Origin of the sequence: Cellulomonas sp. GbtcB1 (assembly GCF_019091725.1) — a bacterium.
In the GTDB taxonomy this organism is placed as follows: Bacteria; Actinomycetota; Actinomycetes; order Actinomycetales; family Cellulomonadaceae; genus Cellulomonas.
In genome coordinates this window covers 24,908-50,033 of sequence record NZ_JAGXJG010000008.1, presented here as the reverse complement: position 1 = coordinate 50,033, position 25,126 = coordinate 24,908, and the positions used below count along the sequence as shown (strand labels likewise).

The 25,126-nt window shown below is 76.4% G+C and carries 18 protein-coding genes; 5 read left to right on the top strand and 13 right to left on the bottom strand.

Annotation, left to right across the window (positions count from 1 at the left end):
* The first annotated feature begins 1 nt into the window (after position 1).
* Both KVT14_RS04780 and KVT14_RS04775 read left to right on the top strand, forming a co-directional pair.
* A complete protein-coding gene (locus tag KVT14_RS04780; protein ID WP_217614617.1) occupies positions 2 to 652 on the top strand; it encodes an amino acid ABC transporter permease in 651 nt (216 codons plus the stop codon).
* On the top strand, positions 649 to 1,557 hold the full coding sequence (locus tag KVT14_RS04775) for an amino acid ABC transporter permease (protein WP_217614616.1): 909 nt from the start codon (positions 649 to 651) through the stop codon (positions 1,555 to 1,557). The genes KVT14_RS04780 and KVT14_RS04775 overlap by 4 nt, the downstream gene beginning before the upstream one ends.
* A gap of 120 nt (positions 1,558 to 1,677) precedes the next feature.
* Here the strand turns inward: KVT14_RS04775 and rny are convergent, their stop codons facing one another.
* From rny to KVT14_RS04740, 7 genes are all read right to left on the bottom strand, one after another.
* Positions 1,678 to 3,270: a ribonuclease Y gene (gene rny / locus KVT14_RS04770; protein WP_217614615.1), complete on the bottom strand. Its 1,593-nt coding sequence runs from the start codon at positions 3,268 to 3,270 to the stop codon at positions 1,678 to 1,680.
* Positions 3,271 to 3,503: 233 nt separating this feature from the next.
* Positions 3,504 to 4,886, bottom strand: a complete 1,383-nt coding sequence (locus tag KVT14_RS04765) for a regulatory protein RecX (RefSeq protein WP_217614614.1) — start codon at positions 4,884 to 4,886, stop codon at positions 3,504 to 3,506.
* Positions 4,886 to 5,926, bottom strand: coding sequence for a recombinase RecA (recA, locus tag KVT14_RS04760; protein ID WP_217614613.1), 1,041 nt, complete (start codon positions 5,924 to 5,926; stop codon positions 4,886 to 4,888). The genes KVT14_RS04765 and recA overlap by 1 nt, the downstream gene beginning before the upstream one ends.
* 247 nt (positions 5,927 to 6,173) lie before the next feature.
* Positions 6,174 to 7,043: an MBL fold metallo-hydrolase gene (locus tag KVT14_RS04755; RefSeq protein WP_308160890.1), complete on the bottom strand. Its 870-nt coding sequence runs from the start codon at positions 7,041 to 7,043 to the stop codon at positions 6,174 to 6,176.
* On the bottom strand, positions 7,040 to 9,199 hold the full coding sequence (locus tag KVT14_RS04750; RefSeq protein WP_217614612.1) for an alkaline phosphatase family protein: 2,160 nt from the start codon (positions 9,197 to 9,199) through the stop codon (positions 7,040 to 7,042). The genes KVT14_RS04755 and KVT14_RS04750 overlap by 4 nt, the downstream gene beginning before the upstream one ends.
* 72 nt (positions 9,200 to 9,271) lie before the next feature.
* On the bottom strand, positions 9,272 to 9,508 hold the full coding sequence (locus KVT14_RS04745) for a DUF3046 domain-containing protein (protein ID WP_217614611.1): 237 nt from the start codon (positions 9,506 to 9,508) through the stop codon (positions 9,272 to 9,274).
* Between the two features lie 62 nt (positions 9,509 to 9,570).
* Positions 9,571 to 10,050, bottom strand: a complete 480-nt coding sequence (locus KVT14_RS04740; protein ID WP_217614610.1) for a hypothetical protein — start codon at positions 10,048 to 10,050, stop codon at positions 9,571 to 9,573.
* A gap of 110 nt (positions 10,051 to 10,160) precedes the next feature.
* On the opposite strand from KVT14_RS04740, the gene KVT14_RS04735 reads away from it, so the two are divergent.
* Complete coding sequence (locus KVT14_RS04735; RefSeq protein ID WP_217614609.1) at positions 10,161 to 15,245, top strand: DEAD/DEAH box helicase; 5,085 nt, start codon at positions 10,161 to 10,163, stop codon at positions 15,243 to 15,245.
* Positions 15,246 to 15,310: 65 nt separating this feature from the next.
* Entirely contained in the window at positions 15,311 to 16,129 is an 819-nt protein-coding gene (locus tag KVT14_RS04730; RefSeq protein ID WP_217614608.1) for an Fpg/Nei family DNA glycosylase, read from the top strand.
* 210 nt (positions 16,130 to 16,339) lie between these two features.
* Here KVT14_RS04730 and KVT14_RS04725 read toward each other — a convergent pair whose 3' ends face one another.
* The 4 genes from KVT14_RS04725 to KVT14_RS04710 all read right to left on the bottom strand — a co-directional run bounded on the left by KVT14_RS04725 (position 16,340) and on the right by KVT14_RS04710 (position 20,703).
* The gene (locus tag KVT14_RS04725) at positions 16,340 to 16,675 is read right to left on the bottom strand and encodes a helix-turn-helix domain-containing protein (RefSeq protein ID WP_158373248.1); all 336 of its coding nucleotides are present in this window, start codon (positions 16,673 to 16,675) and stop codon (positions 16,340 to 16,342) included.
* A 215-nt stretch (positions 16,676 to 16,890) separates the two neighbouring features.
* Entirely contained in the window at positions 16,891 to 17,409 is a 519-nt protein-coding gene (locus KVT14_RS04720) for a CinA family protein (protein ID WP_217614607.1), read from the bottom strand.
* A complete protein-coding gene (gene pgsA / locus KVT14_RS04715; RefSeq protein WP_217614653.1) occupies positions 17,406 to 18,023 on the bottom strand; it encodes a CDP-diacylglycerol--glycerol-3-phosphate 3-phosphatidyltransferase in 618 nt (205 codons plus the stop codon). The genes KVT14_RS04720 and pgsA overlap by 4 nt, the downstream gene beginning before the upstream one ends.
* Positions 18,024 to 18,123: 100 nt before the next feature.
* The gene (locus KVT14_RS04710; RefSeq protein WP_254630415.1) at positions 18,124 to 20,703 is read right to left on the bottom strand and encodes a DNA translocase FtsK; all 2,580 of its coding nucleotides are present in this window, start codon (positions 20,701 to 20,703) and stop codon (positions 18,124 to 18,126) included.
* Between the two features lie 408 nt (positions 20,704 to 21,111).
* On the opposite strand from KVT14_RS04710, the gene KVT14_RS04705 reads away from it, so the two are divergent.
* Positions 21,112 to 22,296, top strand: coding sequence for a crosslink repair DNA glycosylase YcaQ family protein (locus KVT14_RS04705; protein ID WP_217614605.1), 1,185 nt, complete (start codon positions 21,112 to 21,114; stop codon positions 22,294 to 22,296).
* A 180-nt stretch (positions 22,297 to 22,476) separates the two neighbouring features.
* Here the strand turns inward: KVT14_RS04705 and KVT14_RS04700 are convergent, their stop codons facing one another.
* Together KVT14_RS04700 and dapA are read right to left on the bottom strand one after the other, a co-directional pair.
* Positions 22,477 to 24,162: a ribonuclease J gene (locus KVT14_RS04700; RefSeq protein WP_217614604.1), complete on the bottom strand. Its 1,686-nt coding sequence runs from the start codon at positions 24,160 to 24,162 to the stop codon at positions 22,477 to 22,479.
* A 12-nt stretch (positions 24,163 to 24,174) separates the two neighbouring features.
* Positions 24,175 to 25,089, bottom strand: coding sequence for a 4-hydroxy-tetrahydrodipicolinate synthase (gene dapA / locus KVT14_RS04695; RefSeq protein ID WP_217614603.1), 915 nt, complete (start codon positions 25,087 to 25,089; stop codon positions 24,175 to 24,177).
* Between the last annotated feature and the right edge of the window lie 37 nt (positions 25,090 to 25,126).

The following is a 25,126-nucleotide window of genomic DNA, read 5'->3' as shown; positions in this document are numbered from 1 at the left end:
CGTGGACCTGATCGCCGACAACCTGCCGGCCTACCTGAGCGGCTTCCGCGTGACGCTGCAGCTCACCCTCCTGTCCGGGGCGTTCGCCCTGGTCTGGGGCACGGTGCTCGCCGCCATGCGCGTCTCCCCGCTCGCGACGCTGCGCGGCTTCGCCGTGACCTACGTCGAGCTGCTGCGCAACACCCCGCTCACCCTGGTGTTCTTCTTCCTGGTGTTCGTGGCGCCGCAGTTCGGCGTGCTGCCGCCGCTGGGGTTCTGGACCGCGGTCATCGCGCTGTCCGCCTACACCTCGGCGTTCGTCTGCGAGGCCATCCGGTCCGGCATCAACGGCGTCCCCGTCGGCCAGGCGGAGGCGGCCCGGGCGATCGGGCTCACGTTCGGGCAGACGCTCGGGCTGGTCGTGCTCCCCCAGGCCGTGCGGTCGGTGATCCCGCCGCTGATCAACGTGCTGATCGCCCTCACCAAGAACACCTCCGTGGCCGCGGGCTTCGCGGTCGTCGAGCTGCTGGCCTCCGGTCGCCGGATCGCGCTGGCGAACCCGTCCGAGGCGACGCTGGCGCTCGCCGGCGTCGGGCTGTTCTACCTGGTCATCACCATCCCGGCCGGCTACCTGGCCGGGGTCCTCGAGCGGAAGGTGGCGTTCGCGCGATGAGCACCGTCCTGTACGACGAGCCCGGACCCGTCGCCCGGCGGCGCGAGCGGATCGGCTCCGTCGTCGGCGGCCTGCTGGTCGTCGCCCTGCTCGTGCTGGCGTTCCGGTACGCCGACGGCCGCGGCCTGTTCGGCGCCGACCGGTGGGACGTGCTCTACGACCCGCCGAAGAACCAGTCCGCCGAGGCCGTGTGGACCTCGATGGTGGTCCGCGGCCTGGGTGCCACCCTGCGCGCCGCGGTCGTCGCCGCCCCGCTCGCGCTCGTCCTCGGGCTGCTGCTCGCGATGTGGCGCACCACCCGGATCGCCTGGCTGCGCGCGCCCGCGACGGTCGTCATCGAGCTGTTCCGCGGTCTGCCCGTGCTGCTGATGATGCTGTTCGGCCTGCTCGGCTTCGGCTGGGACGCGTTCGCCGCCGTCGTGTTCGGCCTGACGGTCTACAACATGGCGATCATCGCCGAGATCCTGCGCGCCGGGCTGGCGTCGCTCCCGAAGGGCCAGAGCGAGGCGGCGTACGCCATCGGGCTGTCGCGGTGGCAGACGCTGCTGCTCGTCCAGCTGCCCCAGGCGGTGCGGACGATGCTGCCGAGCCTCATCGCGCAGCTCGTGGTGCTGCTCAAGGACTCCTCGCTCGGCTTCATCGTCGGGTACCCCGAGCTGCTCCGGGCGATGCAGACCAACGCGCAGTACTTCGGGCAGAAGTACTACGTGGCGCTGTTCGTCGTCGGTGCCGGGATCTACCTGGTCGTCAACATCTCCCTGACCCGGCTGGCCGTGTGGCTGCAGCGCCGCGGTGGGGCGAAGACGGCGGGGAAGGTCGCGCGGGACGTGACGATCGCTCCGGCCGGCGTCGGCGGCCCGGGCGGGCCCGGCGGGTTCGCCTCGCGCGCGGGCGGCACGGTCTGACCGCGTGCTCCCGCCGAGGTAGGACCGTTCCGCCGAGATAGGGCCGTTCCGCCGAGATAGGGCCGTCCTGGGTCCTATCTCGGCGCGGGGGTCCTATCTCGGCGAAGCCCGCGGGCCGCGTCAGCCCGCCGTGGCGCTCGCGCGGACCTCGCGGACGACGGTCACCTTGATCTCGCCCGGGTAGGACAGGTCCTGCTCGATGTGCCGGGCGATCTCCACCGCCAGCCGGCCGATCTCCGTGTCCGGCACCGCGCTCGGCTCGACCACCACCCGCATCTCGCGGCCGGCCGCCATGGCGAGCGCCCGGCGGACCCCGGCGTGGCTCGCGACGAGCTCCTCCAGCTGCTCCAGCCGCTCGACGTGCTGGTCGGTGTCCTCGCGGCGGGCGCCCGGGCGGGCCGCGGACATCGCGTCCGCGACCTGCACCAGCACCGCCTCGACGGTGTCGGCAGGCACCTCGTCGTGGTGCGCCGCGATGCCGTTCACGACGGCCTCCGACTCGCCGTGCCGCGCCGCCAGCGCCGCGCCGACCTGCGCGTGCGTGCCGGGGACCTCGCCGGTGAGCGCCTTGCCGAGGTCGTGCAGCAGGGCCGCGCGGCGGGCGACGTCGACGTCGGCACCGATCTCTCCCGCGACCTGCGCGGCGATCAGCGCCGACTCCACCAGGTGCTCCAGCACGTTCTGCCCGAACGACGTGCGCAGCCGCAGCCGGCCGAGCACCCGCACGAGCTCCGGGTCCAGCCCGCGCACGCCGGCCCGCTCGGCGGCCGCGTGCCCGGCCTCGTCGGCGCGCTCGTCCGCACCGGCCTGCGCCTCCGCGTACGCCGCCTCGATCCGCTGCGGGTTGATCCGGCCGTCGGCCATCAGCGCCTCGAGCGCCACCTGGGCGACCTCGCGCCGGTCCGCGTCGAAGCAGGACAGCACGACCGTGCCCGGGGTCTCGTCGACGAGCACGTTCACGCCGGTCAGGGCCTCGAACAGCCGGATGTTCCGGCCCTCCTTGCCGATGATGCGGCCCTTCATCTCGTCCGACGGCAGCGGCAGCAGCGTCACGGCGGCCTGGCTGCTCGTCGGGACGGCGGCGCGCTGCGCGGCGGTGGCGAGGACGCGGCGGACCCGCGCGTCGGCGGTGCGGCGCGCCTGGGCCTCGACCCGGCGGACCGTCGCGGCCGCCGCGGTCTGCGCCTCGGCGGTGAGCTGGCGGAGCAGCTCCGCCCGGGCCTCCGCCGCCGTGAGGCCGGACGTCGCCTCCAGGCGCTCCGCGGCCTCCTGGGCGGCCGCGGCGAGCCGCTCGGTCGCCTGGCGCTCGGCCGTGGCCCGCTGGTCGGCGGCCTCCCGCTCGGCCGCGGCGGCGACGCGGGCGGCCTCCCGCTCGGCGGTCGCCAGGCGCTCCGCGGCGGACGCGGCGGCGGACGCCGCCTGCTCGGCCGCCTGGCGGCGGAGGTCGGCGGCCGCCTCGTTCGCGGTCCGAGCAGCGCGTTCCTGCTCCGTCGCCGTCCGCTCGGCCGTCGCGGCGTGCTGCTCCCGCTCGGCCGCGCGGGCCTCCCGGCGCTGCGCGTCCGCGAGGGCGGTGCGGGCCTCGTCCCGGATCGACTGGACGTCGTCCTGGGCCTGACGGCGCACGGCGGCGGCCTCGCGGCGCGCCAGGAGGACGAGCACGAGCGCGACCAGGCAGGCGGCGAGCAGCCCGACGACGATCGCCACGTCCTGCATGCGTCCACGCTCCCGGTCCCTGGTGCTGCTGCTGGCCCGGGCGGCCGCGGTGCTGCGTGCCCGGGGTGCTCGCGCGCCGTGTCTCCGCCCGCGCCCGGGCGCGGCGGCCCAGGGCGGGCGGCACGCGGGTGGGTGCGGGGTCGACGGCGACGCGAGTGGCCCCATTGTTCCCCATGCGGGTGACCGCACCGGCGAGGTCGGGCGCGCGGCGCCGCGCCGAGGACGCCGGACCGTCAGGCCGGGTCGAGTCCGCCCGTCCAACCGTCGCCGGGATCGGCTGCGTCCGCGCCTTCGGCGTCGAGCTCCTCGCGCACGACCCTCGACACGAGCGACCCCCCGTACCCGCGGCGCCCGAGCGCGCCGTACGCGCGGCGCAGCCGGACCTCGCGGTCCAGGCCCCGGGTCGCGCGGAGCTTCTTGCGGGCGAGCGCGCGGGCCGCCTGCTCCTCGTCGGCGTCGTCCACCTGCTCGAGGGCCTCGCGCGCCACCTCGTCGTCGACGCCCTTGCGGCGCAGCTCCATCGCGAGGGCCCGCCGGGACATGCCCCGCTCGGCGTGCCGGCTCCGCACGAGGACCTCGGCGTAGGCCGCGTCGTCCACCAGGCCGACCTCGGTGAACCGGTCGAGCACGCGGTCCGCGACGTCCTCGGGCACGTCGCGCTTTGCCATCGCCTCCGCGAGCTGGAACCGGCTCCGCGGGGCCGCGGTGAGCTGGCGCAGCGCGATCGCGCGGGCGACGGACTCGGGGTCGGGCTCGGCGTCGGCCGCGGCGGCACCGGCCTCGGGCGGCTCGGTCGCAGGCGCTCGGCGTCGACCGGTGGTGCGGCGGCGCGCGCCGCCCCGGCGGGGGCCGAGGGCCGAGTCGGGGGCGTCGGCGGCGCCCGGGTCGACGGCGCCCGGGTCGGCGGTGCCCGGGTCGGCGGTGCCCGGGTCGACGGGGCCCGGGTCGACGGCGCCCGGGTCGACGGCACCGGGGGCGACGGCGGGCGTGGCGACGACGGGCGCCGGCCGGGCACCCCCGGACCGCGCCACGATCTCGGCGAGCCGCGCCGCCACGGCCGCGACCTCGGGCGACTGCTCCTCCGAAGTGGTCGCGCGTCCGCCGGTGCGCGGGCGACGGCGTGGCGCACGCTCCGCAGGGGCCCCGGTGGGCGCAGGAGTGCGCGAGCGTGCAGGGGTGCGGGAGCGCGCCGCGGCCCGCGGGGCGGTGCCGGAGCCGTCCCCCCACGCGTCGTCGTCCGCGGCGTCGTCGTCCGCGACAGGAGCGGGAGCCGCGGAGCGACCGCCCCGCGGCGACGCCGACCCCGCCGCGTCGTCGTCCCGCGCGGGAGCAGGGGCCGGCGCGTCGTCGTCCCACACCGTGACAGGGGCCGGCGCGTCGTCGTCCCACACCGTGGCAGGGGGCGGCGCGTCGTCGTCCCACACCGTGGCAGGGGCCGGCCCGTCGTCGTCCCAGACCGACGTCGGGGACTCCCCCGGCCCCGCCCAGGCGGACGCGTCGCCGTCGGACAGGTCGTCCCACGCCGACTCGCGCGCCGGGGCGGTGTCGAGCCATGCCGAGTCGTCCCCGGCCGCCTCCGCGTCGACGGCGGCGGCCGGGTCGTGCCGGGTCGACATCAGAAGTCGACCTTCACCTCCGCGCCGGCGGGCGCGTCGACCTTGGCACCGATGCCGAGCTTCTCGAGGATCTTCTTCTCGATCTCCGCGGCGAGGTCCGGGTTGTCGCGCAGGAACCCGCGCGCGTTCTCCTTGCCCTGGCCGAGCTGGTCGCCCTCGTAGGTGAACCAGGAGCCGGACTTCCGGATGAACCCGTGCTCGACGCCCATGTCGATGAGGCCACCCTCGCGGGAGATGCCGACGCCGTACAGGATGTCGAACTCGGCCTGCTTGAACGGCGGGGCCATCTTGTTCTTGACGATCTTGACCCGGGTCCGGTTGCCGACGGCGTCCGAGCCCTCCTTCAGGGTCTCGATGCGGCGGATGTCCATGCGGACCGAGGCGTAGAACTTGAGCGCCTTGCCACCGGTGGTGGTCTCGGGCGAGCCGAAGAACACGCCGATCTTCTCGCGCAGCTGGTTGATGAAGATCGCGGTGGTGCCGGACGCGTTGAGCGCACCGGTGATCTTGCGGAGCGCCTGGGACATGAGGCGGGCCTGGAGACCGACGTGGCTGTCGCCCATCTCGCCCTCGATCTCGGCCTTCGGCACGAGCGCCGCGACGGAGTCGATGACGATGATGTCGATGGCGCCGGAGCGGATCAGCATGTCCATGATCTCGAGCGCCTGCTCACCGGTGTCCGGCTGCGACACGAGCAGCGCGTCGGTGTCGACGCCGAGCTTCTTGGCGTAGTCCGGGTCCAGCGCGTGCTCCGCGTCGATGAACGCGGCGATGCCGCCCTGGCGCTGGGCGTTGGCCACGGCGTGCAGCGCGACGGTGGTCTTACCGGACGACTCGGGGCCGTAGATCTCGACGATGCGGCCCTTGGGCAGGCCGCCGATGCCGAGCGCGACGTCGAGGGCGACGGAGCCGGTCGGGATGACCTCGACCGGGGCGCGGCCGTCGTCGCCGAGACGCATGATCGAGCCCTTGCCGAACTGGCGGTCGATCTGGCTGAGGGCGGCCTCGAGAGCCTTCTCGCGGTCCTGGGGTGCGGGCATGGTGTTCCACCTCGTGCGTCTCGTGCAGCCTCGCGCTGCGCCGGCAGGGCTGGTCTTCTCGTGTCGTGCGCTGACGCTATGCCCGACCACCGACATGGACCCCGGCCCCGTCCACAGCCCGCGCGCCACGCCCCTCCTGGGGACGATCCCGCCGGCCGCACCCGGACCCGCGGCGCGCCAACGCAGACCACTCTACCGAACACATGTTCGACCGGCGCCGCACCGACACGCCCGGCGCGTCGGGGGGTCAGCGCGCCGCGTCGCCCGCGCCGCCCGCGCCCACGCCACCCGCTCCACCGCGCGGCACGCCGCCCACCGGCGACACCCCCGGCTCGCCGAGCCGCACCGCCTCCCCCGGCGCCAGCAGCACCGGCTCCACCTGCGCCCGCCGCGCGAGCGCCCGCGCGAACGCCGGGCCCGCCCGGTCCATCCACCCCGGCGGCAGCCGCCGGGACGCGGGCGCGTGCAGCGTCCCCCAGTGCACCGGGACCGCCCACCGCGCCCCGACCGCCTCGCACACCTCGGCCGCCTGGTGCGGGTCCATGTGCCCGCCCGACAGCCGCGGACCCCAGCCGCCCACCGGGACGAGGGCCAGGTCGATCGGGCCGCCCGCGAGGTCCGGCAGCCGCCGCATCTGCGGGTACGGCGCCGTGTCGCCGGCGAACCAGACCCGGAGCCCGGGCGCCACGACCAGGAACCCGTGCGCGGCGTTCGGGCGGTGCGGCATCGGGCGGTGCCCGTGCTCGGCGGGCACCGGGCGGACGCGGACCGCCGTGCCGGGGACGGTCCACCACTCCTGGGCCCCCAGGCCGACCGCGTGCAGCCCCTGCCGGTCGAGCCAGTGCGCGTTCGCCCGCGCGGCGAGCACCGGCACGTCACCGAGCAGCCGCAGCGAGCCGACCTCGGCGTGGTCGTGGTGCAGGTGCGAGACGAGCACCGCGCTGGCGTCGGCCCAGTCCTCGGGGTGCGGCGCCGGGGCGCGGCGGCGCAGCAGGCCGGCGTGCGGGCGCAGCAGCGGGTCCGTGACGAGCCGCGACCCGCCGACGTCGAGGACGACCGTCGCGTGCCCGAGCCAGCGCAGCGTCGCGCCCGCGCCCGCCGGGTCGCCGGCGGTCACCTCCCCGCCTCCGCGGCCTCGTCCGCCGCCTCGTCCGCTGCCCGGCGCGTCGCCGTGCGGCGCAGCCCGAGCGCGGTCGCCCAGCGGACCAGCTGCTCGTGCACCCGGTCCGCCCCGACGGGCATGCGCCGACCGTCGACGTCGGCCAGCAGGTCGTCGTCGACGACGAGGTCCACGGGGTGCAGCAGCACGGCCCGATTCTGCGCACCGCCGAGCCCGCCGTGCGACCCGACCTGCCCCTCGAACGCGTGCACGCGCCCGTCGGCGGAGACGTCCGACAGGACCACGAGGTCGCCCACGTGGTCGAGCCGCCCGAGCCGCCGCAGGTCGTCCGCCGCCCGCCCGCCGTACCGCTCGACCGGGTCCACGCCGTCGACGGCGGGCCCGCCGTCCGCCTCCTCGAGCCACGCGACGCCGCCCGGCCCGACCGCCGCGAGGCCGCGCGCCCCGGTGTCGACGACCACCAGCCCGATCCCGGGCGTGCCCGCGAGCCCGCGCACGAGCCCCGGCCATCGCTCTTCGACCTCCTCGAGCACCAGCCGACGCCCCGACCGCGGGAACCACACCATGCCGAGGTTGCCGGACCCCGCGACGGCGACGACCGGCGGGGCGACCCCGTCGCTCCCGGGCTCCGGGGCGTCGCCCTCGCGGCGGTCCCGCCCCTGCGGCCCGAGCACCCGCGACCGGTCCGCGCCGTGCCGCGCGGTGGTCGAGCTGAGGAACGCGTTGAGCGGACCCCACTGCTCGTCGTCGGTGCCCGCCTGCACCGCGTCGACCCCGCCCCCGGCCATGTGCCCGCGCACGACGTCGACCAGCGGCCGCCCGGCCACCTGCTCGAACGTGGCCCCGAGCGACTGCCCGTGGTCGGACAGCACGACCACCCGGTAGTCGCGCGGCGCGGCGGCGGCGACCCGGACGAGCGTGTCCAGCACCCGGTCCAGGCCCTCCAGCGCCCGCATCGACTCGGGCCGGGTCGGGCCGGCGTGGTGCGCGATCTCGTCGTAGTCGACCAGGTCGACGAACACCACCGGCGCCCCGCGGACGAGCTGCTCGGCGACCACCGACGTCGCGAGGTCCCGCAGCAGCACGTTCGTCACCCCGCGCAGCACCACGTACCAGCCGCGGCGGGGCACCCGGGGCCGCACGTCGCGCACCCGCTGCCGCCGCCCCTGGTACAGCTCCTTGACCATCTCGCCCACCGTCAGCGTCACCGCGCGCGCCAGCACGAAGGGGCTCGCGAAGAACCGCAGGTACGACGTGCCCGGACCGATCCCGCGCCGCGCCTGGCTCATCACGAGGTGCTGCCGCTCGGCGTCGCCGGAGAACATCGTCGCCACCGCCGCGCCGCCGTCCGCGAGCAGCCCGCGGCCGTCCGACAGCCGCCGCTCCACCAGCGCGGCGTCCTCCGGGTGGTTCGTCACCACCAGCCGGCCGACCTCGCGGTCCCACCACCGGAACGAGCAGATCGCGTCCGCGGCGCCGTGCAGCAGCCCGGCCTGGCTCGCGGGGGTCGTCGACGGCGCCTGCGCCCACCACTCCCGCACGACGTGCGTGCCGTCCGCGACCCAGCGCGCCATCGTGGGCGCCAGCCCGGCGTCGACCGCCTGGGCGAGCACCGGCGCAGCGACGCCGTCGAGCTGCACCACCAGCAGCCCCGGCGGCCGGTCGTCGGGCACGGCGCCACCGCCCTCCCCGGCGCGGCGGGCGTGCGCCCGGGCCCGCCGCAGCACGTCGCCCACCACGTAGTCCGAGTCGGAGGCGCCCCACACCCAGCGGCCGATCGCCATCACGAGCGCGGCGATGACGAGCACCTGGACGACCGCCCACGCGTTCCGCACCTGCAGGCCGGGCAGCAGCGTCAGGGCCAGCCACGCGACGAGCACCTGCGCGGCTAGACCGGCGAGCAGCGCCCCCATCGCCCCGCCCACCCGCGCGAGCAGCCGCAGCGGCGGCCGCAGCACCAGGTCGCCGACCGCGACCGCGAGCGCCGCGAGCAGCACCGACCCGGGGTTGGAGGCGCTCACCCCGTCGACGACCGCGATCGCGATGCCGAGCCCCAGCGCGGTCGTGACCAGGCCCAGCAGGGCGTCGCCGACGTCGCTGAGCGTGACCGACCACCAGCCGGGGTGCGGGCGGCGCGGGTCGTCGGGCGACACGCCCTCAGCCTGCCACGCGCGGGCGCACCGCGGGCGACCCGTTGCGGGTGGTGCCCGGCGTCGCGGCCGAGGTCAGGGGCGCGCGGGCGGCGCCTGGCGGTACTTGTCGGAGCCCCAGCGCTGCGCGTCGGGGATGTCGAGCTCGTCGCACAGGGCGTGCCAGACGTCCCGCGGGTCGATGCCGGCGTCGAGGGCCTGCTCGGGGGTGCGGTCGCCGAGGCGCTGGAGCACGAGCTCGTGGGTGAGGACGCGGCCGTGGGCGCTGCCGAGCACCTCGTCGACCAGCTGCCAGAACTCGCGGTACCGCACCTCGCGCTCCCTCCCGTCCTCGTCGTGGACCTGCGAGCGTACGCGTGCCGGGGCGCGGCCGGTCAGTCGTCCGTCGTGGGCAGCGCCAGCAGCCACCCCGACACCGGGTGCCGCACGACCACCTGCGCCCGGTACACCCGCGTCGTCTCCCCGTCGCCGACGCGGACCTCCAGGTCCGACGGCGCCGGGCTCCCGACGAGCGCCGCGAGCACGTTCCCGAGCACGCCGCGCACCCGGGGCCGCCGCCGCGCGCGGCGCCCGCCGCGGTCGAGCAGCGCGTCCACCACGGCCGCGGTGTCCCGGCGCGGGACCTCCAGCGTGGCGACGTCCTCGACCTCCACCTCGTCCTGCCCGTCCCGGTGGAGCCGCACCTGCAGGTCCGGTGTCCCCGCCAGGACCACGACGACCGGCGACCGCTCGGCGCCCTGCACCTCGTCCTCCCAGGGGTCCGCCTCGGGCACCGGCGCGGGCGCCCGGCCGTGGCGCGCACCCGCCTCCCACAGGGCACGGACCGCGGACTGCGTCGCGTCGTCGATCGGCATGCCCCGATCCTGCCGCGACCGGTCGCCCGCGCGCAGCCGTTCGCCCAGCGCGCAGCCGCGGACCCGCAGGTGGGGGCGCGCGTGTCGGTGCCCCGCGTCAGAATGGCGCGGTGACACCTCCCCCGACCGCCGGCGGCCCCACCGGCGCCGACGTCCTCGGGCGGTTCTCCGAGCCGACGCAGGACTGGTTCCGCGGCGCCTTCGCCGAGCCGACGGCCGCCCAGGCGGGCGCGTGGGACGCGGTGTCGACCGGCCGGCACGCGCTCGTCGTGGCGCCGACCGGGTCCGGCAAGACGCTCGCGGCGTTCCTGTGGGCGCTCGACCGGATCACCGCGGAGCCCGTCGACGCCGACGCCGACCCGCTGCAGCGGTGCCGGGTGCTGTACGTGTCGCCGCTCAAGGCGCTGGCCACCGACGTCGAGCGCAACCTGCGCTCCCCGCTGGTCGGTGTCCGGCAGGCCGCGACCCGCCGCGGGCTCACGCTGCCCGACGTGCAGGTGGGCGTCCGCACCGGCGACACCCCGCCCAACGAGCGGCGGCAGTTCGCGACGAAGCCGCCGGACATCCTCATCACGACGCCCGAGTCGCTGTTCCTCGTGCTGACGTCGGGCGCGCGGGCCGGGCTGTCGGGCGTGCGGACGGTGATCCTCGACGAGATCCACGCGGTCGCCGGCACCAAGCGCGGCGCGCACCTCGCGGTGTCGCTCGAGCGGCTGGACGCGCTGCTCGACCGGCCCGACGGACCCGGCCCGGCGCAGCGCATCGGCCTGTCCGCGACCGTCACGCCGGTCGACCGGGTCGCGGCATTCCTCAGCGGCGGCCGCGTCCCCGCGGACGGCGGGCGCGAGGTGGTCGTGGTGCAGCCGCCGTCGACCAAGGAGATCCGCGTCGACGTCGTCGTCCCGGTGCCCGACCTCACGGACCTCGGTGCGCCGCTGCCGGACGACGGCAAGGCGCGCGGGCCCGCGCCGAAGCCCGTCGTCGACGACGAGCTGCCCCCGCTAGCGCCGGGCGAGGCGGACCTCACGGGGCAGGCCGCCGGGTCCGGCGCTCCCCGGCCGTCCATCTGGCCGCACGTCGAGGAGCGCGTGGTCGACCTGGTTGCCGACCACCGGTCGACGCTGGTGTTCACCAACTCCCGCCGCGGCGCCGAGCGGCTGACCGCCCGGATGAACGAGGTGTGGGCCGAGCGGCAGGGCGAGGACGTCCCCGATCCCGGCACGCTGTGGGCCGCGCAGGCCAACGCGCAGTCCGGGACCGCGGTCGGCGTCGACTCCCGGGACGCGGAGACGATCATCGCCCGCGCGCACCACGGGTCCATGAGCCGCGCGGAACGCACCCGCACCGAGTCCGAGCTCAAGGCCGGCCGGCTGCCCGCCGTGGTGGCGACCAGCTCGCTGGAGCTCGGCATCGACATGGGAGCGGTCGACCTGGTCGTCCAGGTGGGCGCGCCCCCGTCGGCCGCGAGCGGCCTGCAGCGCATCGGCCGCGCGGGCCACCAGGTCGGCGCCGTGTCGCACGGCGTCGTGTTCCCGACGTTCCGCGGGGACCTCGTGCCCGCGGCGGTGACGGCGCTGCGGATGCGCGCCGGGCAGATCGAGCCGCTGCACGTCCTGACCAACCCGCTCGACGTGCTCGCGCAGCAGGTCGTCGCGATGGTCGCGCAGGAGGACTGGACCGTCACCGAGCTGGCCGCGGTCGTGCGCCGGTCCGCGCCGTTCACGACCCTCGGCGACGCGACGCTGCGCGCCGTGCTCGACATGCTGGCGGGCCGGTACCCGAGCGAGGAGTTCGCCGAGCTGCGCCCGCGCATCCTGTGGGACCGCGCGACCGACGTGCTCAGCGCCCGGCCCGGCGCCCTGCGGCTGGCCGTGACCAGCGGCGGCACGATCCCGGACCGCGGCCTGTACGGCGTGTTCCTCGCGTCCGGCTCCGAGACGGCCGACGTGCCGGTCGACCCGGAGCGGTCCGGCGGGCGCACCCGCGGCGGCAAGCGGGTCGGCGAGCTCGACGAGGAGATGGTCTACGAGTCGCGGGTCGGCGACACGTTCACGCTCGGGTCGAGCACCTGGCGGATCGAGGACATCACCCCGGACCGGGTGCTCGTCACCCCGGCCCCGGGCGTCCCCGGGCGGCTGCCGTTCTGGAAGGGCGACTCCCAGGGCCGGCCCGCCTCGCTCGGCCGCGCGATGGGTGCCTGGGCGCGGGAGGTCGCCGACCTGCCCGACGCCGACGCGCGCACCCGGGTCGCCGAGGCCGGGCTCGACCCCTGGGCCGCCGACAACCTGCTCGGCTACCTCCGCGAGCAGCGGGACGCGACCGGCACGCTGCCGAGCGACGTCACCGTGGTGGTCGAGCGGTTCCGCGACGAGCTCGGCGACTGGCGCGTCGTCGTGCACTCCCCGTACGGCGCCCGGGTGCACGCGCCGTGGGCGCTGGTGCTCGGTGCGCGGCTGCGCGAGCGGTTCGGCGTGGACGCCGCCGCGATGCACGCCGACGACGGCATCGTGCTGCGGCTGCCCGACATGCTCGCGGCGACCGCCGACCCCGTGGGCGACCTGCTCGGCTGGACTGCGCCCGACTCCTGGTCCGCCGACGGCTCCCCGTCCAGCCCCGGCGGTCTCACCGACGCGGCGCCCGTCGACGCGGCCGACCTGCTGATCGAGCCCGACGAGGTCGCCGACGCCGTCCGCGAGGAGCTCGGCGGCTCCGCCATGTTCGGCGCCCGGTTCCGCGAGGCCGCCGCCCGCGCGCTGCTGCTCCCCCGCCGCCGGCCCGACCGCCGGCAGCCGCTGTGGCAGCAGCGGCAGCGCTCGGCACAGCTCCTCAGCGTCGCGTCCCGGTACCCGGACTTCCCGATCCTGCTGGAGGCCGTGCGCGAGTGCCTGCAGGACGACTTCGACATCGACGCGCTGGTCGAGCTCATGCGGGACGTGTCCGCCGGGCGGGTGCGGGTGGTCGAGGTGACGACGACCCGGCCGTCGCCGTTCGCCCAGTCGCTGCTGTTCGGCTACACCGCGCAGTTCCTCTACGACGGCGACGCGCCGCTGGCCGAGCGCCGCGCCGCCGCCCTGACGCTCGACCCGACGCTGCTGGACGAGCTGCTGGGGGGCGGCGGCGGCTCGCAGATCGCCGACCTGCTCGACCCCGACGCGGTCGTCCGCACCGAGGCCGAGCTCACCGCCACCGACCCCGACCGGCAGGCGCGCACCGCCGAGCAGGTCGCCGACGTGCTCCGCCGGCACGGGCCCCTGCCGCTCGCGGGGGTCGAGGCGCGCGCCCGGGAGGACGTGCGGGACGACGTCGCGGGCTGGCTCGCCGACCTGGAGCACGCGCGCCGGATCATCCGGGTGCGGATCTCGGGCGTCGCGTCCGCCGACGCCGAGCAGTGGGCCGCCGTCGAGGACGCCGGCCGGCTCCGGGACGCCCTCGGCGTCGCCCTGCCGGTGGGGGTGCCCGAGGTGTTCACCGAGGTGCTGCCAGACCCGCTCGGCGACCTCATGCGCCGGCACGCCCGGACGCACGGCCCGTTCACCGCCGCCCAGGTCGCCGGCCGGTTCGGGCTCGGCACCGCCGTGGTGCAGGCGGCGCTTCGGCCGCTCGAGCGGGCCGGTGTGGTCGTCCAGGGCCGGCTCCGGCCCGACGCGCTGGGCGGGGTCGGCGACGAGTACTGCGACGCGGACGTGCTGCGCACCCTGCGCCGCAGGTCCCTCGCGGCGCTGCGCTCCGAGGTCGAGCCCGTGCCGCAGGTGGCGCTCGGCCGGTTCCTCCCGGCCTGGCAGCACGCGATCGGCCGGTCCGCGCCCGGGGCGCTGCGCGGCGTCGACGGGCTGGCGCGCGCGGTCGAGCAGCTGGCGGGCGCCGTCGTTCCCGCGTCCGCCCTGGAGTCGCTGGTGCTGCCCGCGCGGGTGCCGGACTACAGCCCGGCGCTGCTGGACGAGCTCACCGCGTCCGGCGAGGTGCTGTGGGCCGGGCACGGCACGCTCCCCGGCAAGGACGGGCTCGTCAGCCTGCACCTCGCCGCGACCGCCGACCTCACGCTGCCGCTGCTGACCGCGCCGGGCTCCGAGCCGGCGCCTCCGCCCGAGCACCTGGACACCGCGCTGCACCGCGCGCTGGTCGAGGCGCTGCGCGGCGGCGGCGCCTACTTCGTCGGCGCCCTGGGGTCCCGGGTGGCCGAGGCGCTGCCCGAGTCGCCGCCGTCGCAGGCCGCGCTGGTCGACGCGCTCTGGGACCTGGTGTGGGCCGGGCTCGTCACCAACGACGGCCTGGCGCCGCTGCGGGCGCGGCTGGCCGGCGGGAAGACGACCCACAAGACGACCGCCTCGGCGCCGCCGTCCCGGGCGCGGCAGCTCACGATGGGCGGCGGCCGGTTCGGCGGGCGGCCGAGCCTGCGCGGCAGCGGGGTGGGTCTCCGCTCCGCGGGGCTCGCAGGTGGCGGCCTGGGCGGGCTCGGCGGCGGCCTCGCGACCTCGGGCGGCGAGGCGGGCGGCCGGTGGTCGATCCTGCCGTCCCGCGAGCAGGACCCGACCCGCCGCGCGCACGCCCTGGCCGCGCAGCTGCTCGACCGGCACGGCGTGCTGACCCGCGCGGTCGCGCCCGCCGAGGGCGTCGCCGGGCAGTTCGCCCCCGTGTACCGGGTGCTCGCCGCGCTCGAGCAGCAGGGGCAGGTACGGCGCGGGTACTTCGTCGAGCACCTCGGCGGCTCCCAGTTCGCGCTCCCCGGGGCCGTCGACCAGCTGCGCGCGGAGGCCCGGCAGATCGAGCGGATCGCCGAGCAGTCCGTCCCGGCCGACGCCGACCGCTCCGTCGTGCTGCTCGCCGCGACCGACCCCGCCAACCCCTACGGCGCCGCGCTCGCGTGGCCGGTCCGCGCCGACGCGCCCACCGGGCACCGGCCCGGGCGGAAGGCCGGCGCGGTGGTCGTGCTCGTCGACGGGGTGCCGGCGCTCTACCTGGAGCGCGGCGGGCGCACGGTGCTCACGTTCACCGAGGACGAGACCGCGCTCCGGCTGGCGACCGCGCGGCTGGCCGAGACCGTGCGCGAGGGGCGGCTCGGCCGGATCACGCTGGTGCGCGCCGACGGCGAGGAGCTGCTGACCGGCGGGCTGGAGTCGACCGCGCTGGGCCGGGCGCTCGCACTGGCGGACTTCGCGCCGACGCCGCGGGGCATCCGGCTGCGGAGCGCCCGGTGACGCCGCGCGGGCGCGCGCGGCGGACCCGGGGCTGCCGAGCCGCCCGGACCGGGCGGTGACGGCCGGTGCCTGAGGGCGACATCCTGGCACGCACCGCCCGGCGGCTCGACGAGGCCCTGGCCGGCCGGGTGCTCGTCCGCAGCGACCTGCGCTGGCCCACCGCCGCCACCGTCGACCTGGTCGGCCGCACGGTCCTCGGCACGGCGTCGTACGGCAAGCACCTGCTCACCCGGTTCGACGACGGCCGCACCCTGCACACCCACCTGCGCATGGACGGGTCCTGGCGGATCGCCCGCACCGGCTCCCCCGGCGCCCGGGCCGGCGCGCCGCACGTCCGCGCCGTGCTCGCCAACGAGACGTGGACCGCGGTCGGCGAGCTCATCGGCATGCTCGACGTCGTCCCGACCCGGGACGAGCACACCCTCATCGGTCACCTGGGTCCCGACCTGCTGGCCGACGACTTCGAGACCGCCGGGCTGCCCGAGACGCTGCGCCGGTGGGCCACGCGCGGGTCCACGCCCGTGTGCGAGGTGCTGCTCGACCAGACGGTGGTCGCCGGCATCGGCACGATCTACATGGCCGACTCGCTGTTCCTCGAGAAGATCTGGCCGTGGACCCCCGCCGACGAGGTCGCCGACCCGTCCCGGCTGCTCCGCGTGGCGCGGGCGATCATGCAGCGCTCGGTCGGCTCGTCCTCGCCGTCGACCACCGGCGAGGTGTACCGGGGGCGGGAGACCTGGGTGCACGGGCGGCTCAAGGAGCCGTGCCGGCGGTGCGGCGCGCCCGTGCGCCGCGGCCTGGCCGGGCACCCGCCGACGGAGCGACCGGCGTACTTCTGCGGCGTCTGCCAGCGCCCGTCGGCCCCGGCGACCACGCCGCTCTGACGCACCCGCACCGACCGCGTCTGCCCCGGCCCTTCGGGAGCACCGCGACTGCACACGAGTGGAGCGTTCTGCCCGACACGCACCGGCGTGTCGGGCAGAACACTCCACCGTCACCCACTCGAGCCCACGCGCGACGACGCCCGGTCTCCCGCCGAGCGAAGGGCGGGACGACCGGGCGTCGTCGGTGTCTGGGGTGGGTTTCCCCCGCGGTCAGCCGACCGGGGTGAGCTCCGGGCGTCGGCGCCAGGTGCTGTCCTGGCCGCCCAGGGCCGAAGCCAGGTCGACCGGGACGGTGTCGGGGATCAGCAGACCCTCGGCGACGGCGATACGGTCGCTCACCTCGCGCAGCACGAGCGACATGGGCACGTCGAGCGCCTCGCAGATGCTCGCGAGCAGCTCCGACGACGCCTCCTTCTGACCCCGCTCGACCTCGCTGAGGTAGCCCAGCGACACCCGGGCGGCGGAGGACACCTCGCGCAGGGTGCGTCCCTGCCGCTGGCGGGCATCCCGCAGCACGTCACCGATCTCTCGGCGCAACACGACCATCTGGCGTCCCCCTCTCATGTCCCGATCCTGCTCCTGCCGCGCCGTCTGCTGACCCGCAGCAGCGGGCCGGACGACGGCGGCACCCTTGTGGCCCCGCGTGGGGAGGCTCCCACCGTACAGTGCGCTCCCCTGACGGGCAGCGCCGGGACGGCTGGTGGGCCTGGTGTTCATCACGATCTCCACAACGCCTGCACGACCCCCCGTGTTCCCGGGGGTCAGGCGGCGCCGCCGGGCCGCACCACGGACAGCGCCTCCCGGAGCACAGCGGCGCAGGTGGCGGCGCGGATCGCGGCCCGGTCGCCGGCCAGGTCGAGCGTGCGGACGACCGTCCGCTCGGGCGTCGCGACGGCCACGTGCACCGTCCCGGGTGAAAACCCGTCCTGCGGGTCCGGGCCGGCGACGCCGGTGGTCGCGAGCCCGACGTCCGACCCCACGACGCCGCGGACGCGCTCGGCCATCTGCCTCGCCACCTCGGGGTGCACCGCCCCGTGCTCCGCGAGCAGGCCGGCGTCGACGCCGAGGACGGTGCCCTTGACGTCGGTCGCGTAGGCGACGACGCCGCCGCGGAAGGACCGGGAGGCCCCGGGGACGTCGACCAGCGTGGCGGCGACCTGGCCGCCGGTGAGCGACTCGGCGGTGGCGACCGTCCAGCCGCGCCCGCGCAGCGCGTCGAGCACCGCGGCGGCCGCCTCCGCGGCGGACGCCGGGCCCGGCCCGCCGTCCCCCGCCGTCACGCCGGGTCGCCGTGCGGGGACGTCGTCCCGGTGGCCGCGGCGTGCCGGGTCGCGTCCGCGCCGCCCGCGACGTGCTCGCGGTGCACCCGCACGGCCGTCCGCACGTAGTCGGCCCCGGTGACCAGGGTGACGACCACGGCCGCGCCCATGAGCACGCTCGCGAGGACGAGCACCGCGGTCGGCAGCTCGGACAGCGGCAGCAGGAACAGCCCGACGGCGACCGACTGCAGCACCGTCTTGATCTTGCCGCCGCGCGACGCGGGCAGGACCAGGTACTTGAGGAGGAAGAACCGCATCACGGTGATGCCGATCTCCCGGACGAGGATCGCGCCGGTCACCCACCAGCTGAGGTCGCCGATCCAGGACAGCCCGACCAGCGCGGTGCCGATCAGCGCCTTGTCGGCGATCGGGTCGAGCAGCTTGCCGAGGTCCGTGACCAGGCCGAGCCGCCGCGCCAGGTAGCCGTCGAGCCGGTCGGTGGCGGCGGCGAGCGCGAAGATCCCGGCGGAGACCCAGCGCCAGCGCGGGTCCTGGCCGCCGTCGACCAGCAGGGCCCACGCGAAGAACGGCACGACGGCGATGCGCAGCACCGTCACGACGTTGGCGACGTTCATCGGCGAAGGGCGGCTCACCCCGACAGCCTACGGGCAGCGGGCGCGGACCACGGCCCGGGCGGCGCGCCCGCGCCGACCCCCACCGACCTCGGGTGGTGCGTCAGCGCAGGTCGTCGGCGTCGTCGTAGTAGTCGACGGCCTCGGGCGGCTCGCCGGGCATCCGGCCCTCCGGCGCGGCGTACCGGTCCTCGCCGCCCGACCCCGCGTCGCCGCCGCCCGAGCCACCCGGCTCCGGCTCGCCGCGCAGCATCGCCAGGGTGCCCGGCAGGTCGTCCGGCTGCACGAGCACCTCGCGCGCCTTCGACCCCTCGGACGGGCCGACGATCTCGCGGGACTCGAGCAGGTCCATGAGCCGGCCGGCCTTGGCGAACCCGACGCGCAGCTTGCGCTGCAGCATCGACGTCGAGCCGAACTGCGACGTGACGACGAGCTCCGCGGCCTGCAGCAGCAGGTCGAGGTCGTCGCCGATGTCCTCGTCCACCTGCTTCTTGGCCGCGGTGACCGTCACGTCCTCGCGGTAGATCGGCTTCAGCTGCTGCTTCACGTGCGCGACGACGGCGTGGATCTCGGACTCGGAGACCCACGCGCCCTGGGTGCGCATCGGCTTCGCGGCGCCCATCGGCAGGAATAGCGCGTCGCCCTGGCCGATCAGCTTCTCGGCGCCGGGCTGGTCGAGCACGACGCGGGAGTCGGTCAGCGACGACGTCGCAAACGCCAGCCGGGACGGCACGTTGGCCTTGATGAGGCCGGTGACCACGTCGACCGACGGGCGCTGCGTCGCGAGCACCAGGTGGATGCCGGCGGCGCGGGCGAGCTGGGTGATCCGCTGGATCGAGGCCTCGACGTCGCGCGGGGCGACCATCATGAGGTCGGCGAGCTCGTCGACGATCACGAGCAGGTACGGGTACGGCGCGATCTTCCGCTCGGACCCCGGCAGCGGCTTCACCTTGCCGGCCTTGACCGCGACGTTGAAGTCGTCGATGTGCTTGAACCCGAACATCGCGAGGTCGTCGTACCGCGCCTCCATCTCCCGCACCACCCACTCGAGGGCCTCGGCGGCCTTCTTCGGGTTGGTGATGATCGGGGTGATGAGGTGCGGGATGCCCTCGTAGATCGTCAGCTCGACGCGCTTCGGGTCGACCAGCACCATGCGGACCTGGTCCGGCGTGGCGCGCATGAGCACCGACACGATCATCGAGTTCACGAACGACGACTTACCGGCACCGGTCGCACCGGCGACGAGCATGTGCGGCATCTTCGCGAGGTTCGCCGTGACGTAGCCGCCCTCGACGTCCTTGCCGACGCCGATCACCATCGGGTGCTCGGAGCGGCGCGCCGCGCTCGACCGGAGCACGTCGCCGAGCGACACCGTCTCCCGGTCCGTGTTCGGGATCTCGATGCCGATGGCCGACTTGCCCGGGATGGGCGAGAGGATGCGCACGTCCGCCGACGCGACCGCGTAGGCGATGTTCTTGCTCAGCGCCGTGACCCGCTCGACCTTCACGCCCTTGCCGAGCTCGACCTCGTAGCGCGTGACGGTCGGTCCGCGGGTGAACCCGGTGACCTGGGCGTCGATCTCGAAGTTCTCCAGGACGCCGGTCAGCGCCTCGACCACGCGGTCGTTCGCGGCGGAGCGCACCTTGTGCGGGGCGCCCTTCGCGAGCGCGTTCTCGTCCGGCAGCGTGTAGAGCACGTCGCCGCCGAGCATCGGCTGCTCGCCGCGGGGCACGCCCGTGGTGGGCGGGGCGACGGGGTCCGGGCGCGGCGCGGGGGCCTCCGCGGCGGCGGAGGTCGCACCGACCGCCGTGACGGCCTGCGTCGGGGCGGTGCTCGGGGCCACGACGTCGTCCTCGCCGGCGTCCTCCGCGTCGAGGACCGCCGTGGCGTCCTCCTCCTCGCGACGCATCCGCTCCACGTAAGCGGCGCGCTCGAAGGCCTCGTCGCCGGCGTAGCCGTCCAGCGTGTCGGGGTCGTCGGGGTCGGCCGCCGCGCGCTTCTTGAGCCTATCCATGAGCTTGCGGCGGGACGGCTTGGCCGGGGGCTCCTCGACCGCGGTGTGCCCGGCGTTGATCACCAGCGGGGCGTCGTCGTCCTCGACCTCGTCCTCGTCGCGGTGGTTGCCGGTGAGCCGGTCGTAGAGGCCGCGAAGCCGGGGGCCGATCTGGTTGACCGGCGTCGCGGTGACGACCAGCACGCCGAAGAACGCGAGCAGCACCAGCAGCGGGACGGTCGCCCACACGGTGACCAGGCTGACCAGCGGCGTCCCGACGAGGTAGCCGACGATGCCACCCGCGTCCCGGACGGCCTCGAAGCCGCCGGACGGCGCGGGCAGGTCCTGCTGCACGTGCACCAGGCCGCAGGCCGCGAGGGTGATCGCGGTGACGCCGATGCCGATGCGGGAGTTGGCCTGGTTGCGGTCGGGGTGCCGCATGAGCCGGATCGCGATGCCGACGAGCGCGACCGGGACCGCGACGGCGACCCGGCCGAACGTGCCGGCGACGACCACGTGCACGGCGTCGCCCGCCATGCCGTCCAGGCCCCACCACTCGCGGGCGGCGACCACGATGGCGAGGGCGATGAGGAAGAACGCGGCGCCGTCGCGGCGCAGCGCGGGGTCGAGGTCGCGCGCGCCGTGGCCGACCCGGCGGGCGGCGCCGCCGACGACGTGGGCGCAGCCCATCCAGATGCCGCGCACGATCCGGATCGGCAGCGCGGGGCGGGGCGGCGGAGGCGGTGCGGCGTTCTTCGCGGAGCCGCGGGAGCCGGAGCCGGACGCGCGCGCCGCCGGTGCCGCGGTGCGGGCGCGCGACGACGGCGCAGCCGCACGGGTGGCGGTGGAGGACGGACGGGCGGCCATGGTCCTCACGGTAGCCGCCACCTGCGTGCCGGGCCGGGAGCCCGCGCCGGTGGGGTGCGTGTCGGTGTCCTCCGGCGACCTCGCCGCACATGCACGTCGTGCGGGGTTCCGGCCGCACGAACCCCGCATCTTCTGCATGCTCGGCGGTGACCGGAAGCGCGCGAGAGGGCGCGGGGCGCGCGGGCAGACCGACAGGCGACGGGTGTCGGGGTCCGGTGGGACGCTCGGTGCATGGAGCACCGCGTCAGCGCCGGCCAGGTCCGCCGGTACCGCGTCCGCGCGCAGCAGCTCGACCGCGCGCCGGACGCCGCGCGCGTCCCGACCGACGCGGCCGTGCTGGACGCCGGGGTGCAGGACACCGGGCCGGACGGGGCGCTCTGGGCGCTGGCGCTGCGCGGGGTGCCGGTCCGGGCGGGCGCGTGGCCGGAGGACCTCGCGGTGGCGTGGAGCGTCCGCGGCGCGCCCCACGCCTACCGCCGCGCCGACCTGCCCGCCGTGCAACGCGCGCTGCGGCCGTACTCCGACGCCGACGCCGGGAAGCGGATCTACGACGCCGCGAAGCCGCTGCGAGCCGCGGGGATCCGGCCGACCGACGCGCTCGGGCACGTCGCGCGCACGATGCACGCGGTCGTCGCCGCACCCACCGGCAAGGGCGCGCTCTCCACGCGCATGACCGCCGAGCTGGACGAGCCGTACCTGCGCTGGTGCCGGCCCTGCGGGGCGACCCACATGTTCGAGATGCCCTTCCGGCTCGGCGCGCTGCACGCCGGGCTGGAGCTGGAGCCGGGCACCTCTCCCCCGGTGCTGCGGCGGTCGCCGGGGTTCCCGGCCGGCCAGGTGGGGGCGGTCGACCGGGACTCGGGCGGCACGGGCGGCGCGGGCGACGCGGATCCCGCCGGGGACCCGGCGGACGACGGCGCGCACGACCTCGTCCGCGGGGTGCTGCACCTGCTCGGCCCGGCGACCGCGAAGGACGTCGCCGCGTTCCTCGACGCGCCGGTCGCCGACGTGAAGCGCCGCTGGCCGGCCGACGCCGTGCCGGTCGAGGTGGACGGCGCCGCGGCGTCGGTGCTGGCGGACGACCTTCCCGCGCTGCTCGGCGCGGCGGACGACGGCGGCACCACCCGCGCGCCCGTCGTCCGGCTGCTCGGGCCGTACGACCTGTTCCTCCAGGCCCGCGACCGGCACGTCCTCGTCCCCGAGCCCGCGCGGGCGAAGGCACTGTGGCCGGTGCTCGGCCGCCCCGGGGCCGTGCTGGCCGACGGTGCGCTCGTCGGCACCTGGCGACCGCGCGCCCGGGGCCGGCGGCTGGCGCTGGAGCTCGACCCCTGGGTGCCGTGGGACGCGGCCCTGGAGCGGGCGGTGGCGGAGCAGCACGAGCGCCTCGCGGCCTTCCGCGGCGCCGACCCCGCCTGACCGCGCGCAACGCGCCCGCGCCCGCGCGTCGGTTTCGGACCTCCGAGCCGAGTTCGGTGGCTCCTGGCACCGAACTCGGCTGGGACCACCGAACCCGCGATCCCCCGGACGCGCCGACGGCCCGGGCGCACGTACCCCGCGGGGTCGCGCGCCCGGGCCGTCCGGGCGGGGCCGGGAGGCTCAGGCCTCCACGACCACCGGGATGATCATCGGCCGGCGGCGCAGGCGGTTGGACGCCCAGCGTCCGACCACGCGCCGCACCACCTGCTGCAGCTGCTGGGTGTCGACCGCCCCGCCGCGCGCCGCGTCCTCGAGGGCCGCGGTGACGTCCGGCAGGATCGCGTCGAACACCTTGTCGTCCTCGGCCACGCCGCGGGCGAGGATCTGCGGCTTGCCGAGCACCTTGCCGTCGGTGGAGCTGATGACGGCGAAGATCGAGATGAAGCCCTCGTCGCCGAGGATGCGGCGGTCCTTGAGGTCGGCCTCGGTGATGCCGCCGACCGACGAGCCGTCCACGAACACGTACCCGCAGGGCACGGCGCCGACGACGGACGCCCGGCCGTCGACCAGGTCCACGACCACGCCGTCCTCGGCGAGCACGACGCGGTCGGCCGGGACGCCGGACTTCACGGCCAGCGCGCCGTTGGCGACGAGGTGCCGGACCTCGCCGTGCACGGGCATGACGTTGCGGGGCCGCAGGATGTTGTAGCAGTACAGGAGCTCGCCGGCGCTGGCGTGGCCGGAGACGTGCACCTTGGCGTTGCCGCCGTGCACGACGCGCGCGCCGAGCCGGGTGAGGCCGTTGATGACGCGGTACACCGCGTTCTCGTTCCCGGGGATCAGCGACGACGCGAGGATGACGGTGTCGCCGGGGCCCACCGAGATCTTGTGGTCGTTGTTGGCGATGCGGGACAGCGCGGCCATCGGCTCGCCCTGGGAGCCGGTGCACATGAGCACGAGCTCGTCGTCCCGCACGTCGTCGAGGCGCTTGGCGTCGACCAGGACGCCGTCCGGCACCTTGAGGTAGCCGAGCTCGGCGGCGATCGTCATGTTGCGGATCATCGAGCGGCCGACCAGGGCGACCTTGCGCTCGTGCGCGGCGGCGGCGTCGAGGACCTGCTGCACGCGGTGCACGTGCGAGGAGAACGACGCGACGACGATCTTGCGCGCGGAGGTGGCGAACACGTTGTCCAGCACCGGGCCGATCTCGCGCTCGGGGCTGACGAAGCCCGGGACCTCGGCGTTGGTGGAGTCGACCATGAACAGGTCGACGCCCTTCTCCCCCAGCCGCGCGAACGCGCGCAGGTCGGTGATCCGGCCGTCGAGCGGGAGCTGGTCCATCTTGAAGTCGCCGGTGTGCAGCACGGTGCCGGCGCCGGTGGTGACCGCGACGGCCAGCGCGTCCGGGATCGAGTGGTTGACCGCGACGAACTCGCAGGAGAACGCGCCGATCTGCTCGGTCTGGCCCTCCTTGACCGCGTGGGTCAGCGGGGTGATCCGGTGCTCCTTGAGCTTGGCCTCGACGAACGCGAGGGTCAGCTGCGAGCCGATCAGCGGGATGTCCTGGCGCAGGCGCAGCAGGTAGGGCACGGCGCCGATGTGGTCCTCGTGCCCGTGGGTGAGCACGATGCCGTCGACGTCGTCCATCCGGTCGGCGATGTAGCCGAAGTCCGGGAGGATCAGGTCGACGCCGGGCTGGTGGTCCTCGGGGAACAGGACGCCGCAGTCGATGATGAGCAGGCGGCCGCCGTACTCGAGGACGGCCATGTTGCGGCCGACCTCGCCGAGGCCGCCGAGGGCCACGATGCGCAGGCCCCCTTCGGGCAGGGCGGGCGGCAGGGCGAGGTCGGGGTGCGGGTGGGACATGCTTCTCCTGGATCAGGCGGACAGGACGCCGCCGACGCCCGCGGCAGTAAGGCCCGCGCGCACCGCCTCGACGTCCTCGTCCGACGCGGCGACGTTGGGCAGCCGCAGGTGTCGGGACGGGATCAGGCCGAGGGACCAGACGGCGGCCTTGGCCGCGACCGCCTGGAAACCCCGGCCGTTGAGCGCGTCGATCGCCGGTGCGATCGACAGGAAGATCTCGAGCGCGCGGGCGTGGTCGCCCGCGTCGTGGGCCGCGGTGAGCGCGGCGAGCTGCGGGCCGGCGACGTGGCCGACCACGCTGACGATGCCGGCGGCGCCGTGCGCCAGGAACGGCAGGTAGAGCGAGTCGTCGCCGGAGTACCAGGCGAGCCCGGTCGCGGCGGCGGCCTTCGCGGCGCCGTACAGGTCGCCGGTGGCGTCCTTCATCGCGACGACCCGGTCGTGCTGCGCGAGCTCGACCAGCGTCTCGTGCGCGAACCGGACGCCGGTGCGGCCGGGCACGTCGTAGAGCATCACCGGCAGCGGCGTCGCGTCGGCGACGGCGGTCACGTGCGCGACCAGGCCGGGCTGCGAGGGGCGCGAGTAGTAGGGCGCGACGACCAGCAGGCCGTCCGCGCCGGCCTCGGCGGCCTGCTCGGCCATCCGGACGGCGTGCAGCGTGTCGTTCGACCCGGCACCGGCGACGACCGTCGCCCGGTGCCCCACGGCGTCGACGACGGCCCGCACCAGGTCCGCCTTCTCGGGCGCGTGCGTGGTGGGCGACTCCCCGGTGGTGCCGTTGAGCACCAGGCCGTCGTGCCCGTGGTCCACGAGGTGCGTGGCGAGGGAGACGGCGGCGTCGAGGTCGACCGAGCCGTCCTCCCGCATGGGCGTCACCATCGCGGTGAGCACCGCGCCGAAGGGACGCGACGGGGTGGCGGGGAGCATGGCCTCCACGGTACCGCCCCGCGCCGGGGCCGGTCGC